The organism is Streptomyces sp. NPDC005423, assembly GCF_040606415.1.
Classification (GTDB): Bacteria; Actinomycetota; Actinomycetes; order Streptomycetales; family Streptomycetaceae; genus Streptomyces.
The window spans coordinates 507,670-524,596 of sequence record NZ_JBEXET010000002.1; the positions used below are offsets into that span (position 1 = coordinate 507,670).

The window sequence follows — 16,927 nt, forward strand, 5'->3', positions numbered from 1 at the left end:
CAGTCAAAAGCCGCACTGCTGTACGGACGCAGAACATACGTCCGACGGTTGCGCCTTCGTCACCTGACCACGGCGACCGGCTCCTCGTCCCCCGGCACCCCGACGAAGGTCCGCCAGAGCGCGGCGTAGAGGCCGTCGGCGGCGAGCAGTTCCTCGTGCGTGCCGTCCTCGGCGACCCGGCCGTGGTCCATCACCACGACCCGGTCCGCGCGGGCGGCGGTGGTGAGGCGGTGGGCGACGACGAGGGTGGTGCGGCGGCCGGCGACACGGTCGGTGGCCTGGTTGACCTGGGCCTCCGTGGCCAGGTCGAGGGCGGCCGTCGCCTCGTCGAGGAGGAGGATGTCGGGGTCGACGAGTTCGGCGCGGGCGAGGGCGAGCAGCTGGCGCTGGCCGGCCGAGAGGTTGCGGCCGCGTTCGGCGACCTCGTGCAGGTAGCCGCCGTCGAGCGTGGCGATCATCTCGTGCGCGCCGACCGCCCGCGCCGCCGCCTCGACCTCGGCGTCGGTGGCGTCCGGACGCCCGTAGGCGATGGCGTCCCGAACGGTGCCCGGGAAGAGGTACGCCTCCTGCGGAACGACTCCCAGGCGGTGCCGGTACGACGTGATGTCCAGGGTGCGCAGGTCGGCGCCGTCGACGGTGACCCGGCCGCCGGTCGGGTCGTAGAAGCGGGCGACCAGTTTCACCAGGGTCGACTTGCCGGCGCCGGTCTCGCCGACGAAGGCGACGGTCTGTCCGGCGGGGATGGTCAACTCGACGCCGCTCAGGGCCTCTTCGGCTTCCGACCCGTCGGCGGCCCGGTAGGCGAAGCGGACGTCCTCGAAGGCGATGTCCCCGCGCAGGGAACGGACCTCGCGGGGTGCGTCGGCCGCGCGCGTGGAGGTCGGTTCCCGGAGCAGCTCCTGGATGCGGCCCAGCGAGACGGACGCCTGCTGATAGCCGTCGAAGACCTGGGAGAGCTGCTGGACGGGGGCGAAGAACAGGTCGATGTAGAGGAGGTAGGCGACCAGCGCGCCGGTGGTGAGGGTCGCCTCGTGGACCCGGCCCGCGCCCGCGATCAGCACCGAGGCGACCGCGACCGAGGAGAGCAGCTGGACGAAGGGGAAGTAGACCGAGATCAGCCACTGCCCGCGGGTCCGCGCCCGGCGGTAGCTGTCGCTGCGTTCGGCGAAGCGGCGCCCGCCGTCGGCCTCGCGCCGGAACGCCTGCACGATCCGCAGCCCCGCCACCGACTCCTGGAGGTCGGCGTTGACCAACGACACGCGTTCACGGGCGAGTTGGTAGGCCTTCACGCTGGCGCGGCGGAAGAAGAAGGTGGCGACGATCAGCGGCGGCAGGGTCGCGAAGACGACGAGCGCGAGCCGCACGTCGATCACCAGCAGGGCGCCCATGATGCCGAAGAAGGTGACGACCGAGACGAAGGCGGTGACCAGACCGGTCTGGAGGAACGAGGAGAGCGCGTCGACGTCCGTCGTCATCCGCGTCATGATCCGCCCGGTCAACTCCCGCTCGTAGTAGTCGAGTCCGAGCCGCTGGAGCTGGGCGAAGATCTTGAGACGGAGGGTGTAGAGCACGCGTTCGCCGGTGCGCCCGGTCATCCGGGTCTCGCCGCGCTGCGCCGCCCACTGGACGGCCACGGCGAGCAGCGCGAGCAGCGAGGCCGACCAGACGGCACCGAGCGCCGCCCGGTTGACGCCCTGGTCGATGCCGTGCCGGATCATCACCGGCAGCAGCAGGCTCATTCCCGCGTCCACGGCGACGAGCGCCAGGCTGACCAGCAGCGGCGGCCCGAACCCGCGCAGCAGCCTGCGCAGTCCGTACGACTCCTCGGCGCGCACCGCCGCCGCCTCGTCGACGTCGGGGGTGTCGGTGGCCGGCGGCAGCGCCGCCACCTGGGCGAGGAGTCCGGGGGTCGCGGGCATCCCGGACAGCGCGGTGTCCCGGGGCTCCCGGTCACCGGTCCACAGCCTGGGCGTGATTCCGCGCTCGGCGTCGAACTCGGCCGCCGGCTCGTCCCTCCCCCACTCCGGGACGAACTCCAGCGGGGCCACCCCCACGGAGATGTCCTCGGCCGGTGCGGCCGGCTGGGCGTGGCCCGGTGAGACGCCGCCGAGTTCGTCGGGGTCGGTGAGGAGGCGGCGGTAGAGCGGCGAGCGCTCCTGGAGCTCTTCGTGCGTACCGATGTCGGCGAGCCGGCCGTCCTCCAGGACGGCGATGCGGTCGGCGAGGTTGAGGGTGGAGCGCCGGTGGGCGATCAACAGGGTGGTGCGGCCCTCCATGACGTGTCCGAGGGCCTCGTGTATCTCGTGCTCGACGCGGGCGTCCACCGCCGAGGTCGCGTCGTCCAGGACGAGCAGGCGCGGGTCGGTGAGGATCGCGCGGGCGAGGGCGACGCGCTGGCGCTGGCCGCCGGAGAGGGTGAGGCCGTGCTCGCCGACCTCGGTGTCGTAGCCGGCGGGCAGTTCCGCGATGAACCGGTCCGCCTGGGCGGCCCGGGCGGCGGTCAGGATCTCCTCCTGGGTCGCGTCGGGACGGCCGTAGGCGATGTTGGCGCGGATCGTGTCGGAGAAGAGGAAGGAGTCCTCGGGGACCAGGCCGATCGCGGCCCGCAGGGAGTCGAGGGTGAGTTCGCGGACGTCGTGGCCGCCGATCAGGACCGCGCCGTGGCTCACGTCGTAGAAGCGGGGCAGCAGCAGGGAGACCGTGGACTTGCCGGAGCCGGAGGAGCCGACGACGGCGACGGTCTCGCCGGGGCGGATCTCGAAGCTGAGGCCGCGCAGCACGGGGCGGGCGTCGTCGTAGCCGAAGGAGACGTCGTCGAACTCGACCGTGGCGGGGGCGTCGGCGGGCAGCGTCCTGTGGCCGTCGGCGAGGGACGGCTCGGTGTCGATCAGCTCCAGGACGCGTTCGGTGCCCGCGCGGGCCTGCTGGCCGACGGTGAGGACGACGGCGAGCATCCGGACCGGGCCGACGAGCTGGGCGAGGTAGGTGGAGAACGCGACGAAGGTGCCGAGCGTGATGTGCCCGCGGACCGCGAGCCAGCCGCCGAGCGCCAGCATGGCGACCTGGCCGAGCGCGGGGACCGCCTGGAGGGCCGGGGTGTACCGGGCGTTCTGCCGGATGGTGCGCAGCCGGCCCGCGTAGAGGCGGCGGCCGACCTCCCGCAGCTTCCCGGTCTCCTGGTCCTCCTGCCCGAAGCCCTTCACCACGCGTACGCCGCTGACGGCGCCGTCGACGACTCCCGCGACGGCGGCGGCCTGGGCCTGCGCGTACCAGGTGGAGGGGTGCAGCTTGCTGCGGCTGCGCCGGGCGATCCAGCCGAGGGCGGGGGCGACGGCCAGCGCGACCAGGGTGAGCGGCACGGACAGCCACGCCATGATCACCAGGGAGATCAGGAAGAGCAGTACGTTGCCGATGGTCATCGGCAGCATGAAGAGGAGGCCCTGGATCAGCTGGAGGTCGCTGGTGGCCCGGCCGACGACCTGGCCGGTGGAGAGCTCGTCCTGGCGGCGGCCGTCGAGCCGGGTGATCGTGCCGTACATCTCGGTGCGCAGGTCGTGCTGGACGTCGAGGGCGAGCCGTCCGCCGTAGTAGCGGCGGACGAAGGCGAGGACGTAGACGACGAGCGCGGCGGCGATCAGCGCGCCCGCCCAGGGGGTCATCGAGCGGGTGCGGGCGCCGACCACGTCGTCGATGATCACCTTGGTGACCAGCGGGACCAGCGCCATGACGGCCATGCCGCCGAGGGAGGCGCCGAGGGCCAGGACGACGTCCTTCGGATGCCGCCAGGCGTATCCGGCGAGCCTCCGGGCCCAGCCCCGCGTTCCCCCCTGTTGCACTGCCACGCCGGTGCCTTCCGTTCGCCCTGGTCATCCCTGACTTCCGGAAGGCACCAACACGGATCGAAGCGGATTTCATCCCTCCGCAACAATTCGGCGGCGCGACGCGGTCAGACGCGTACGCGCAGTGAGTAGAAGCGGGTCGTCTGGACGGCGTTCTGGTTGTCGTCGCTGACCAGCAGCACCTTCAGCCGGCCCTTCTCGCGGCCGGTGACCGCCATGCCCTCGATGTTGTCCAGGAGGGGGTTGGGCTGCGGCTGCTTCGCCGTGGCGCCCAGGGACGGGCAGGCCGCGAGGTCGGCCAGCAGGGTCTTGCCGACCAGCCGTACGCCGGACTGGCCCGTGAGGTTCTCGACCCCGCTCGTGTCCGTGGCGTGGCGCGGGTCGGCCAGGTAGAGGCGGACGGTGTTGCCGACGCCGGCGGTGAAGCCGCGTTCCAGGACGAGGAGGCGGCCGTCGGGGGTCGCCTGGACCTCGGGGACGCCGAGGAAGGCCGCGTCGGTGCGGTACGCGTACTGCGCGCCGAGCCGGAAGTGGTAGCCCCGGGTCCGGGTCCAGGTCTGGAAGCGGACGATGCCGGCGGTGTCGCCCGCGATGGCGTACTCCATCGACGCGAGCAGGGTGTGGCCGCCGGGCAGCAGGGTCAGGCCCTCGAAGGTCTGGTTGGAGACGGCCCGCCCGGCCGGGGCGACGAGCAGCGGGGCGGGGACCGGGAGCCGGTCGAGTATTTTGCCGTCGCGGGAGTAGCGGCGGACGGACGGCTCGGTCTCGGAGGTGATGAGCCGGGTGCCGTCCCCGTCGATCACCAGGCCCTCGGAGTCGAGGGCGGCGCCCTGCTCGTCGGCGAGCGGCACGACCCGCTTCGGCGCGAGGGTCCGCGCGTCCAGGTCGAAGAGGGAGGAGCGGTCCTCCAGCGCGGCGATCGAGCCGTCCCGGTCGACCGCGAGCGCGGAGAAGTTGCCGACGAAGGTGCCGTCGTACGTCGTCTTGTCGAGGGCGTCGGAGAACCCCCGGATCGAGACGGACGACGAACAGGCTTTGCTGGTGAGGGAGTTGGCGTTGGCTTGCGCGGGTCCGGCGGCGGTCAGGCAGGTGGCCGCCGCCAGGCCGGCGGTGGCGGTCGCGAGTACGGTTCTCAGACGCATGGGCGCCACCGTAGGGCGGCCGGGTGACGTGAGGGAGACCCCCGAGTTACGCGAGATCCTCGTGGATGACCTTGGCGACGTCCTGGATCGTCGTGATGCCGTAGCTCATCGTGCTGTCGTCCTGCGTGAGCACGGTGATCATGTAGTCGTGGCCGCCGCCGTCGAAGGTGCCCAGGCTGTGCACGCGCCAGCCGTGGGTGGCCCGTTGCAGCCAGCCGTTCTTGACGTGCACGGTGACCGCGGCGGGCGCGCCGTACGGGGTGCCCCAACGCTGCGACGAGGTCACCTGGTTCATCAACCTCAGTACGTACGCACGGGAGTTGTCGCTGAGGACCGTGTTCTTGGCGGTGAGCAGCCTGAGCAGTTTCTGCTCGTCGGTCACGGTCTCCTGGGTCAGGCCCCAGTAGTTGTCCGCGCCCGGCTCGGTCTGGGTCATGCCGGCGGCGGCGAGGAACCCCTTGATCTTCGTCAGGCCGAGCTGCTTCCACAGGGTGGAGGTCGCGGCGTTGTCGGACTGCGTGATCATGGCCTGGGCGAGCGTCGTCTCCTGGGCCGTCAGATACCGGTCGTGCTTCTTCGCGTCCCACAGGAGCGCGGCGAGAACGGTCACCTTCACGGTACTGGCCGAGTCGTAGGCGCTCGACGCCTTCAGCGTGCAGGTGGTCTTGGTGACCCGGTCGTACAGCCCCACCGCGACACTCCCCTTGCGGGCGGCGACGGCGGCGGTGATGTCCTTGTCCAGCTTGGTCGCCAGCGCCGAACTGGCCGACGTACAGACGACGTCGGGGGCGGCCGCCGCGACAGCGGGCGAGGCGGCGGCCAGGCAGGGTATGAGAACCCCGGCGGCCAGCCCCACTCCGAGCACGGGGCCACGCCGGGACATGCGGTGAGTCATGGAGGTCGTCCGTCCCCTTGTGTGTCGGTGAGCGCACCCTCGCGCACTCACACCCCCTGACTCGCTCCCATGACCGAAAGTTGTACAGACGTTCCCCCGGGGACCCCCCCGGCGGGCGGGACCCCCTCCCGCGCGAAAGCGTGACACTTCGCCGCCGAATGTCACACTTCCCCGCCCACACCCCACCCCCCCCTGGCACCGAGCGCCCCGCGCGCAGCCGACCTCACCGACCGGCCGCGCCCTCACCCACAGCTCACCCCCAGACAGAACACAGCCCTCGCCCATCGCGCCCGTGCAGGGTGCACTGGTGACATCTGCCACCGACCCCCTGTCCCCGGCCCCCGGTCACCCCGTGGCCCCCGGCGCACCGACCGCCGAGCCACCCGAGGGTCCGCCCCCCACACCGCCCGCGCCCCGCTGGTCGCTGCCCGCGCTCATCGCGATCATGGTGCTGGCGGCCGTGCTGTACTCCTGGAACCTCTCCGGTTCCAGCCTCAACAGCTTCTACAGCAGCGCCATTTACAGCGGTACGAAGAGCTGGAAGGCGTGGTTCTTCGGCTCGCTCGACGCGGGGAACTTCATCACCGTCGACAAGCCGCCGTTCTCGCTCATGGTCATGGGTCTGTCCAGCCGGATCCTCGGGTTCGGCACCTGGCAGATGATGCTGCCGGAGGTCGGTGCCGCGCTCGGCACGATCTGGATCCTGCACGCCTCCGTGACGCGGTACTTCGGGCACGTGGCCGCGGCGATCGCCGCGCTCGTCCTCGCGCTGACCCCGATCACGGTCGCCATCAACCGTGACAACAACCCCGACACCATCCTGGTCCTGCTGATGGTGGGGGGCGCGGCGCTCGGCCTGCGCGCCGTACGCACCGAACGGCTGCTGCCGCTGATCGGCTCGGCCGTCTGCTTCGGCTTCGCCTTCAACACCAAGCTGCTCCAGGGCTACATCGCCCTGCCGGCCGTCTTCGCCGTCTACGTGTACGCCTCGAAGCTCGGCTGGAAGAAGAAGCTCGTCCAACTGGGCGCGGCCACCGTGGCGTTGGCGGTCTCCAGCTTCTGGTGGGCCACCGTCGTCTCGCTCGTCCCGGCCTCGGACCGGCCCTACATCGGCGGCTCGACCGACGGCACGGCCTGGGACCTGATCATGGGCTACGACGGTTTCGGCCGCGTCTTCGGCGGCGAGGGCAACGGCGGGGGCGGCGCGGGCGGAGGCGGCGGCGGCACGTTCGCCGGCGCCGCGGGCCTGGGCCGGATGTTCAACAGCATCCTCGGCGGCCAGATCTCCTGGCTGCTCCCCTTCTCCGCGATCGCACTGATCGGCGGCCTGGTCCTGGCCGGCCGCGCCCCGCGCACCGACCCGACCCGCGCCGCGCTGGTGCTGTGGGGCGGCTGGACCCTGCTGCACTACGTCACCTTCAGCATGGCCCAGGGCACCATGCACCCGTACTACACGACCGCGCTCGCCCCGGGCATCGCGGCGCTGTGCGGCGGTGGCGGGGTGCTGCTGTGGCGTGCCTTCCGCGGCGGTGACGCCCGTTGGTCGTGGGTGCTGCCCGCCGGGTTCGCGGTCACCGGGATCTGGGCGGTCGTGGTGCTGCGCCGGGCGACCGGCTGGAACAGCTGGCTGTGGCCGGCGGTGGCCGTCCTCACGGTGCTGGCCGTGGTGGGCCTGTTCGTCCTGCGCCCGCGCTCCGGGCCCGGCTCGACCGAAGGGGCTCCCACCGGCAACCGGGTCCGGCTGCTGACCGCGTCCGTGGTGGCGGCGATCGTCGCCGCGCTCGCCGGTCCGACGGCCTACGCCGTGACGCCGGCCGCGTCCAGCGGCGGCGCGGGTGGCGGCATGGGCGGCACCAACCCGACGGCGGGGCCGTCCACCGGCGGCGGTTTCGGCGGCGGTGGTCCCGGCGGCGGCCGGGGCGGTTCCGGCGGCGGCGAGGGAGGCCCCGGCGGCACCCAGCAGGGCGGCCAGGCGAACGGTGAGGCCCCTGGCGGGATGACTCCGGGTGGCGGCGGCACCGGTGAACTGCCGCAGGGCGGCGGAGCGCCGAGCGGCGCGCCCGGAGGCCAACAGGGCGGCAACGGCGGGGAGTTCCCCGGCGGCGGTACGGCTCCCGGCGGCACCGGTACCGGTACGGCACCGGGTGGCGGCACCGGCGGTACCCGCGGCGGCTTCGGCGGCGGTGGCGGCATGGGCGGCACCACGGACAGCGCGCTCGTCTCGTACCTGGAGAAGCACCAGGACGGCGCCGTCTGGCTGCTCGCGGTCTCCAACTCGCAGAGCGCCGGCCAGCTCATCCTCAGCACCGGCAAGCCGGTCATCTCCATGGGCGGCTTCACCGGTTCCGACAAGGCGATGACCCTCGCCAAGCTCAAGGACCTGGTGAAGAAGGGCGAGTTGCACTACATCCAGCTCGGTGGCGGCGGCATGGGCGGCAACAGCAGCCAGAACACCGAGCTCACCACCTGGGTGCAGAAGAACGGCACGGCGGTGAAGGAGAGCGCGTACAACAAGAGCGCGTCGACGGAGAGTTCGGAGTCCGGCTCGGGTTCCAGCTCTTCGAGCTCCGCGAGCTCCACGACGAGCACCTCCACTGTCTACCGGCTGGACCCGTCGGACGTCAGCTGACGTCCGACACAGCGGAAGCGACGTAGCGGAACCGGCGTAGCGGAAGCGACGCAGGAGAGCTGCCAACGACCCCCGACCACCCGGTCGGGGGTCGTTCCGTCGTGTCAACTCGCGTGGGGACAAGGGGAATTGTCCGAGTCGAAAACCTGATCGCCATGTTCCGTTCATTGCCAAGTCTGCATGTCCATGCCACGCTCCCTCTGCCGCCTCCGGTCAACCCGCGTAGATGGGACACTCTTTATGCTGGCGACTCGCACGCACCGCTGGAAATCGGTGGCGTTGACCACCGCCGCCGTACTGGTCGGCCTCACCGCGCCGACGCTGGCCGCGACCCCGGCCGCCGCCACGACGACCGCGTACGACTCGACGTACTACAAGAACGCCATCGGCAAGACCGGCACGAGCCTCAAGTCCTCGCTGCACACGATCATCAGCAGCCAGACCAAGATCTCGTACGCCGCGGTCTGGGACGCGCTGAAGGTGACCGACCAGGACCCGAACAACAGCAACAACGTGATCCTGCTGTACAGCGGCGTCTCCCGCGCCAAGTCCCTCAACGGCGGTGACGTCGGCGACTGGAACCGCGAGCACACCTGGGCCAAGTCGCACGGCGACTTCGGCGAGGTGACCGGCCCGGGCACCGACCTGCACCATCTGCGTCCCGCGGACGTCCAGGTCAACAGCATCCGCGGCAACCTGGACTTCGACAACGGCGGCAGCACCGTCACCAACGGCGGCGGCAGCCTCGTCGACTCCGACTCCTTCCAGCCGCGCGCCGCGGACAAGGGCGACGTGGCCCGCATGATCCTCTACATGGCGGTCCGCTACGAGGGCGACGACGGCTTCGCCGACCTGGAGCCCGACGAGAAGGTCAACAACGGCAGCACCCCGTTCATCGGCAAGCTCTCCGTACTCAAGGCATGGAGCGAGGCGGACCCGCCGAGCGCCTTCGAGGAGAAGCGCAACCAGGTCATCTACGACACCTACCAGCACAACCGCAACCCGTTCATCGACCACCCGGAGTGGGTCGAGGCGATCTGGTAGCCGGTCCCCGGCGGTCGCCGCGGGTGCTCAGCCGTCCAGATGCGTCGGCGCGAACATCCGGAGTGCCGCCGGGAGTACGACCACCGAGGGGCCGGGGGTGGACAGGGCCTGGGTCAGGTCCGCCTCCAGGGTCCGTGGGGCGGTGCGCACCGCCGGTACCCCGAACGACTCCGCCAGCGCGACGAGGTCCGGGCGGACCGGTTCCGTCGCCATGGCCTGGCCGAAGGCGTCCGTCATGGGCTCGCGGAGGATGCCGTGGCCGCCGTCGTCCACGATCAGCCAGGTGACGTCGAGGTCGTACTGCCTGGCCGTGGCGAGTTCGGCGACGGAGTGGAGCGCGCCGTCGTCGCCGGAGACCGCGAGGACGGGGCGGGTCGGGTCGGCCGCCGCCGCGCCGAGGGCGGCGGGGAAGCCGTAGCCGAGGCCGTCCGTGCCCTGGGCGGAGTGCATGGTGTTGGGGGCCTTGGGGTCGAAGGCGGACCAGGCCCAGTGGGCGAGGATCGTCATGTCCCAGAAGGACGGGGAACCGTCCGGGAGCGCCTTGCGGACGGAGGCCAACACCGCCTGCTCCAGGGAGAGTTCCTGGGCGGCGAGGCGGTCGCGGACCCGGCCGAGCAGGTCACGGACGCGCTCCGGGGCGGTCGGGTCCTCGCGCACCGGCACCGTTTCCAGCAGGGCCTGCAACGCCAGGCGGGCGTCCGCGTGGATGCCCAGCGCCGGGTGGTTGGACTCCAGTTTGCCGAGGTCGGCCTCGATCTGGACGACCCGGCTGCGGGGCGCGAACGGGTGCTGGTGCGAGGAGAGTTCGCCCAGGCCCGAGCCGACCACCAGCAGGACGTCCGCGTCCTCCAGGAAGTCGGTCGTGTGCCGGTCCTCCAGCCAGGACTGGAGGGAGAGCGGGTGGTTCCAGGGGAACGCGCCCTTGCCGCCGAAGGTCGTCACGACGGGGGCGTTCACCCGCTCCGCGAGCTGCCGCAGCTTCTTCGAGGCGTCCGCGCGGATCACTCCCCCGCCCGCGATGATCGCCGGGCGGGCCGCCCCGGCGAGCAAGTCGGCGGCCACGGCGGTGAGTTCGGGACGTGGGGGCAGTTCCTCGGGGGTCGCGTCCACCGCCGTCACCACCGGCAGCCCCGTCTCCGCGAGCAGGACGTCCTGCGGGATCTCCACCCAGACCGGGCCGTGCGGCGCGGTCAGCGCCGACTTCCAGGCCGCCGCGATCGCGGACGGGATCTGCGACTGGGCGCGGACGGTGTGCACGGACTTCACCACGCCCCTGAACGAGGCGGCCTGGTCCGGGAGCTCGCGCAGACAGCCGTGGCGTCCGCCGCCCGGCCCCGCGGTCGGGACCTGACTGCTGATCGCCAGGACGGGCGCCGACGCCGCCGCGGCCTCCTGGAGGGCGGCGAGCGAGGCCAGCGCGCCCGGTCCGGTCGACAGCAGCAGCGGAGCCGCCTCCCCGGTGATCCGGCCGTACGCGTCGGCCGCGAACCCGGCGTTGTTCTCCATCCGCAGACCGATGTAGCGCAGACCGGAGCGGCGCAGCGCGTCGGGCACGCCGAGCGCGTGCCGGCCGGGCAGGCCGAAGACGGTCGTCGCGCCGAGCCCGGCCAGGGTCTCCACGACCAGGTCACCGCCGTCGCGCCCGGGGGGCGGATTCAGGGCGGCGGTGGTCTGCGCGGCCGTCGGGCGGAGTTCCAGGTCGTGGTCGTGCGTCACTTGGAGCGGGCCTCGGCAATCTGGCGGGACATGATCGTGGTCAGTTCGTACGCCGTGTGCGACGCCGCCACCGAGGTGATCTCGGCGTGGTCGTACGCCGGGGCCACCTCGACGACGTCCGCCGACACCAGGTTGCAGGATGCCAGGCCGCGCAGGATCTCCAGAAGTTCGCGGGAGGTCAGGCCGCCGGCTTCGGGGGTGCCGGTGCCGGGCGCGTGTGCCGGGTCGAGGCAGTCGATGTCGATGGAGACGTAGAGCGGGCGGTCCCCGATCCGCTGGCGCAGCTGGTCGGCGACCTCGTCGGCGCCCCGGCGGTAGACGTCCGCGGAGGTGACGATGCCGAAGCCCATCTTCTCGTCGTCGGTGAGGTCCTGCTTGCCGTAGAGCGGGCCGCGCGTACCGACGTGCGAGAGCGCCTCGGTGTCGAGGATGCCCTCCTCCACCGCCCGCCGGAACGGCGTCCCGTGCGTGTACTCCGCGCCGAAGTAGGTGTCCCAGGTGTCGAGATGGGCGTCGAAGTGGAGCAGCGCCACCGGGCCGTGCTTCTTGGCGACCGCGCGCAGCAGCGGCAGGGCGATGGTGTGGTCGCCGCCGAGGGTCATCAACCGCGCCCCGGTGCCCAGCAGTTGGTCGGCCGCGGCCTCGATGGTGTCGACGGCCTCGTGGATGTCGAACGGGTTCGCCGCGATGTCCCCGGCGTCCGCGACCTGCGCGAGCGCGAAGGGGGAGGCGTCCTGCGCGGGGTTGTAGGGGCGCAGCAGCCGGGACGCCTCACGGATCGCGTTGCCGCCGAAGCGGGCGCCGGGCCGGTAGGAGACGCCCGAGTCGAAGGGCACGCCGACCACGGCGACGTCCGCGGCACCGACCTCGTCCAGGCGCGGCAGGCGGGCGAAGGTGGCGGGTCCGGCGTACCGGGGGACGCGGGAGGAGTCGACCGGGCCGCGAGGCGTCTCGACGCTGCTCATGGGAACTGCCTTCTTTCCTGCGCGTCTTTCGCGCACACGACACGGGACACAGAACACGGGACACAGAACACGGGACGGAGAACACAGGACACGGGACACTCCGCCCGCGTCATGTGACACTCCGCGCGGATCTGTCACGTTTTTTCCACTGGACACGACTCTACTGGGCGGCCGGGACCGGATCGGAAGGGCGTTCGACGGCACCTGTCGCGCGACTGACCCTAGGCGGCCGGTGAGCGGCTGCGAAGTGTACGTTTCATCCATCGTCGGCCTGACAGATGGAGCAAACGTCCACCATGCCGGAGGGACCCGCCGTTCCGCCCACCCCGCCCGTGCCGCTCTCCGCCCTGCTGGCCCGCGCGGACCTCGGGCTGCGGCAGCTCGCCGGACCGGCCGGGCCCGGCCCGGTGATCCACTGGGCGCACGCCTCGGAGATGGCGGACCCCTACCCGTACCTCCTCGGCGGCGAGCTGCTGCTGACGGCCGGGGTGCACGTTCCGGAGGCCGAGGCCGCCGGGTCGGGCAGCTACTTCGACGACTACGTCGCCCGCATCGTCGCGGCGGGCGGCGCGGCCCTCGGCTTCGGGGTCGCCCCGGTGCACGACACCGTCCCGGGGTCGCTGGTCGCCGCCTGCGAGCGGCACCGGCTGCCCCTCCTCGAAGTGCCGCCCCGCACCACCTTCTCCGCGGTGGCCCGCGCGGTCTGGCAGCTGATGGCCCAGGCCCAGCACGCCGAACTCCGCCGGGTCGCGGAGGCGCAGCAGAGCCTCGCCGCCGCGGCCTCCCGCCCGGACCCGGTCCCCGCCGTCCTGCGGCAACTGGCCCGCCGGCTCGGCGGCACCGCCGTCCTGTACGGCCCGGACCGCACGGCGATCGCCTCCGCGGGCGGGGGCCCGGGCGCCGAGAAGACCAAGACCGGCCCGGCCGGCACGGCGGAACCGGCCCGGCTGGGAGAACTGGCCGACGTCGTGCGCCCCGCCGGCGCCCCTGCCTCCGCGACCGACACCGATGCCGTCGCCGGCACCCACCTGGCCGCCTACGCGCTCGGCACCGGTCAGGGCTTCGTCCTCGGCGTGGCCGCCCCGCGCCGCGAACCCGGGGACCACACCATCGCCTCCGTCGCGGCCGTCCTGCTGTCGCTGCTCACCGGCGAGCACCAGAGCCGCACCGGCGTGGACCGGTCGTCGGCGCTCGTACGGCTGCTGCTGGGGGCGGCGCCCGAGGACGTGGCCGGGCTGCTCGGTGCCGGGCGGTGGTCCGTCGTGCACGCCCGGCCGGACACCGGCCGCCCGGACCCCGTCGCCGCGTCCGCGCTGGGCGCCGCCCTCGGGTCGGCGCTGGTCGACCTCGGCGACGCCGTCGTACGGGTCCTCGTGCCGGAGGGGCGGGAGGTCGGGCCGCAGTCCGGGTGGACGCTGGGCGTCAGCGCCGCCGTGCCCCCGCGGGAGTGGCCGGACGCCGACGTCCGGGCGGCTCACGCGCTGGCCCGCGCCCGCGCGACCCGCACCGCCCTGGCCCGCGCCGGGGACCGCTCCGGCCTCGCCGGACTGGTGGGGTCCGACGAGGCCGAGGCGCACGCCCGTACCCTCCTCGCGCCGCTCGCCGACTCCCCCGCGCTCACCGAGACGCTGCGCATGTGGCTCTCGCTGCACGGGAGTTGGGATCGTACGGCGGTCGCCCTCGCCGTGCACCGCAACACCGTGCGGCAGCGGGTGGCCCGCTGCGCGGCCCTCCTCGGCACCGACCTCGACGACCCCGACGTACGCATGGAGCTGTGGTTCGCGCTGCGGCGACGGTGAGTGACGCACGTCCCAGCGTTCGGGACGTCAGGTGCTCGGACAGCGGTCTGCTCCACAATGGGAACCATGCCGATACCCGGGACACCCAGCCGCGCCGAGCTCGTCGACCACCTTGTGAGAACCCGTATCGCGGGCGAGGTGGCCACCCCCCGTGAGAACAACCTCTCCCACTACCGCCAGCTGGCGAACGGTGTCCGTAACTTCTGGCTCGGCCTGGAACTCGGCGACCGCTGGACCGACGAGCAGGACGTGCTCGCGGTGATGGCCGAGCGGGTCGGGGTGAACGACGACGCCGAGTACCGCTACGGCCAGGACACCATCGACCCCGAGCTGACGGTCGACGCCCTGGACCGGCTGGCGGCCCGGTTGCGCAAGGCGGCCGACGGACAGCAGCGGGTGCTGTTCGCCACCGGGCACCCCGGCGGCCTGCTCGACGTGCACCGCGCCACGGCCGCCGCGCTGCGCGCCGCCGGCTGCGAGATCGTCGTCATCCCGGAGGGGCTCCAGACGGACGAGGGGTACGTCATGCAGTTCGCGGACGTGGCGGTCCTGGAGCACGGCGCCACGCTCTGGCACACCCACTCCGGCGAGCCCATGAAGGCGATCCTCACCGCCCTGGAGCGCGAGGGGCGTCCGCTGCCGGACCTGGTCGTCGCCGACCACGGCTGGGCGGGCGGCGCGGGCCAGTACGGCGTGGACTCCGTCGGCTACGCCGACTGCAACGACCCGGCACTCTTCCTCGCCGAGTCGGAGGGCACCGTCCAGGTGGCCGTCCCGCTCGACGACCACGTGGTCAGCCCCAGGCACTACGACCCGATGACCGCGTACCTGCTCTCGGCGGCGGAACTGGACTAGACCGTACGGCGCGGTGATCAACGGCGGGGCCCGTCGCGGCGATCGACTTGGGGGCCGTCCGTCGCGGCACGGTGATCGGCCCGGGGGCCCGTTCGGCGCGGGCGAGTTCCCGGGGCGCGGGCGGAGCCCCCGCCCCGGCCCCCGCTAGGGCCCCGTCACGGCCAGGGGTTCAGTCCCTCCGCCCGGCGCTGCGCGAACCCCGGCGTCGGATCCAGGTAGACCCGGCTCACCACCGGGAACACCTCCCGCAGCCGCTGCTCGGCCTGTTCGCAGGCCCACTCGATCTGGGCGGCCGTGGACACGTCCCGGAAGTCGACCTTGGCGGCGACCAGCGCCTCGCGCGGGCCCTGCACGAGCGTCGTCAGCTCCAGTACGGCCTCGATGTGCTGGATCCCGAGCAGCTCCTCGCGGATGCGCTCCCGGACCGGCCTGGGCAGCGGCCGGCCGATGAGCAGTTCGGCGTTGGAACGGCCGAGCACCCAGGCGACGTAGAGCAGCAGGACGCCGATGCAGAGCGAGGCGATGCCGTCCCACATGCCGGAGCCGGTGAGCTGTCCGCCGAGGAGTCCGCCCGCGGCGAGCACCAGGCCGATCAGGGCGGCCGAGTCCTCCAGGACGACGGCCTTCACGGCGGTGTCGGGGGTGTTGCGCAGGTAGCGCTTGAAGGGGGAGTCGAGGCGGGCCGCCTCGCCGCGGGCCTGACGCAGGCCGGTCCGCAGGGAGTAGCCCTCCAGGAGGAAGGCGACGCCGAGCACGATGTACGAGATGAGCGGGGAGCCGAGTTCCTCGCCCACGGCGAGGGTGTGGATACCGTCGTAGAGGGAGAAGACCGCGCCGCCGACGAAGGTGGCGACGGCGGCGAGCATCGCCCAGATGTAGCGCTCGGGGCCGTAGCCGAGGGGGTGGTCCTCGTCGGCGGGTTTGTCGCTCCGTTTGAGGGCGGTGAGCAGGAGGAGCTCGGTCACCGTGTCGGCGACCGAGTGCGCGGCCTCGGAGAGCATCGCGCTGGAGCCGCTGATCACTCCGGCGACCGCCTTCGCCAGCGCGATCCCCAGATTGGCAGCGGCGGCGACGATCACCGTGAAGGTCGACTCGCCGTCTTCGCCGCCGTCACCGTCGTTGTACGCGTTTTCCGTGGTCTGCGCTTGGGCCATGCCACTCAGTGTTCCCGGGGAACGCGAACCACACCCTCCTGGATGACGGAGATCGCCAGCCGGCCGTCCTGGGTGTAGATGCGGGCCTGGCCCAGGCCGCGTCCGCCGTGCGCGGACGGCGACTCCTGGTCGTAGAGCAGCCACTCGTCGGCACGGAACGGCCGGTGGAACCACATCGCGTGGTCCAGCGAGGCCCCGACGACGTCGCCGACGGCCCAGCCGCCCCGGCCGTGCGCGAGGAGCACCGAGTCCAGGAGGGTCATGTCGGAGACGTAGGTGGCGAGGACGACGTGCAGCAGCGGCTCGTCCACCGCGCCGTCGAGCTTGCCGTTGGTGCGGAACCAGACCTGGGAGTGAGGCTCGCGCGGCGCGCCGAACTGCCCGTACGGCGGCTCCTCGACGTAGCGCAGGTCGATGGCCTCGCGGGCCTCCAGGAACCGTTCGACGGTCGCCGGCGGCAGGTGGCTGTAGCCGCGCAGCCGCTCCTGCGAGGTGGGCAGGGTGGCCGGGTCCGGCGCGGACGGCATCGGGGCCTGGTGGTCGAGGCCCTCCTCGAAACGCTGGAACGAGGCCGAGAGGGCGAAGATCGGCTGGCCGTGCTGGATCGCGAGGACACGGCGGGCCGTGAAGGAACGGCCGTCGTTCATGCGCTCGACGGTGTAGACGATGGGCGCGCCGGGGTCGCCGGGGCGCAGGAAGTACGCGTGCAGGGAGTGCGCGGAACGGTCCTCGGGGACGGTCCGGCCGGCGGCGACGAGCGCCTGGGCCGCGACCTGTCCGCCGAAGACGCGCGGGACCACGGCGGACCGGGACCGGCCGCGGAAGATGTTCTCCTCGATCCGCTCCAGGTCGAGCAGATCGAGGAGCCCCTGAAGTGCCTGGCTCATGG

11 protein-coding genes are annotated in these 16,927 nt (G+C 72.6%); 4 read left to right on the forward strand and 7 right to left on the reverse strand.

The genetic code is table 11. The annotated features are described in order from the left end of the window. Nucleotides 1–59 precede the first annotated feature (59 nt). From ABZT12_RS06105 to ABZT12_RS06115, 3 genes are all read right to left on the reverse strand, one after another. Nucleotides 60–3,842 carry an ABC transporter ATP-binding protein gene (locus ABZT12_RS06105; RefSeq protein WP_356377980.1) on the reverse strand — a complete coding sequence of 1,261 codons (3,783 nt, stop codon included), beginning with the start codon at nucleotides 3,840–3,842 and terminating at the stop codon, nucleotides 60–62. 104 nt (nucleotides 3,843–3,946) lie between these two features. Continuing rightward, nucleotides 3,947–4,981, reverse strand: a complete 1,035-nt coding sequence (locus tag ABZT12_RS06110) for an esterase-like activity of phytase family protein (RefSeq protein WP_356377982.1) — start codon at nucleotides 4,979–4,981, stop codon at nucleotides 3,947–3,949. A gap of 46 nt (nucleotides 4,982–5,027) precedes the next feature. Beyond that, a complete protein-coding gene (locus tag ABZT12_RS06115; RefSeq protein ID WP_356377984.1) occupies nucleotides 5,028–5,876 on the reverse strand; it encodes a serine hydrolase in 849 nt (282 codons plus the stop codon). Nucleotides 5,877–6,321: 445 nt separating this feature from the next. Between ABZT12_RS06115 and ABZT12_RS06120 the strand changes: the two genes are divergently transcribed. Continuing rightward, nucleotides 6,322–8,505 carry a glycosyltransferase family 39 protein gene (locus ABZT12_RS06120; protein ID WP_356378126.1) on the forward strand — a complete coding sequence of 728 codons (2,184 nt, stop codon included), beginning with the start codon at nucleotides 6,322–6,324 and terminating at the stop codon, nucleotides 8,503–8,505. Nucleotides 8,506–8,745: 240 nt separating this feature from the next. After that, complete coding sequence (locus ABZT12_RS06125; protein ID WP_356377986.1) at nucleotides 8,746–9,549, forward strand: endonuclease; 804 nt, start codon at nucleotides 8,746–8,748, stop codon at nucleotides 9,547–9,549. Nucleotides 9,550–9,576: 27 nt separating this feature from the next. Here ABZT12_RS06125 and ABZT12_RS06130 read toward each other — a convergent pair whose 3' ends face one another. Then, complete coding sequence (locus ABZT12_RS06130; RefSeq protein WP_356377988.1) at nucleotides 9,577–11,265, reverse strand: thiamine pyrophosphate-binding protein; 1,689 nt, start codon at nucleotides 11,263–11,265, stop codon at nucleotides 9,577–9,579. Then, complete coding sequence (gene speB / locus ABZT12_RS06135) at nucleotides 11,262–12,230, reverse strand: agmatinase (RefSeq protein ID WP_356377990.1); 969 nt, start codon at nucleotides 12,228–12,230, stop codon at nucleotides 11,262–11,264. Before speB ends, ABZT12_RS06130 begins: the two co-directional genes overlap by 4 nt. Nucleotides 12,231–12,526: 296 nt before the next feature. On the opposite strand from speB, the gene ABZT12_RS06140 reads away from it, so the two are divergent. Next, the gene (locus ABZT12_RS06140) at nucleotides 12,527–14,029 is read left to right on the forward strand and encodes a helix-turn-helix domain-containing protein (protein ID WP_356377992.1); all 1,503 of its coding nucleotides are present in this window, start codon (nucleotides 12,527–12,529) and stop codon (nucleotides 14,027–14,029) included. 66 nt (nucleotides 14,030–14,095) lie between these two features. Continuing rightward, nucleotides 14,096–14,884, forward strand: coding sequence for a phosphatase (locus ABZT12_RS06145; RefSeq protein ID WP_356377993.1), 789 nt, complete (start codon nucleotides 14,096–14,098; stop codon nucleotides 14,882–14,884). A 155-nt stretch (nucleotides 14,885–15,039) separates the two neighbouring features. Here ABZT12_RS06145 and ABZT12_RS06150 read toward each other — a convergent pair whose 3' ends face one another. Both ABZT12_RS06150 and ABZT12_RS06155 read right to left on the reverse strand, forming a co-directional pair. Further along, nucleotides 15,040–16,038, reverse strand: a complete 999-nt coding sequence (locus tag ABZT12_RS06150) for a cation diffusion facilitator family transporter (protein WP_356377995.1) — start codon at nucleotides 16,036–16,038, stop codon at nucleotides 15,040–15,042. 5 nt (nucleotides 16,039–16,043) lie between these two features. Beyond that, the gene (locus tag ABZT12_RS06155; RefSeq protein ID WP_356377997.1) at nucleotides 16,044–16,925 is read right to left on the reverse strand and encodes an acyl-CoA thioesterase II; all 882 of its coding nucleotides are present in this window, start codon (nucleotides 16,923–16,925) and stop codon (nucleotides 16,044–16,046) included. Nucleotides 16,926–16,927: the final 2 nt, after the last annotated feature.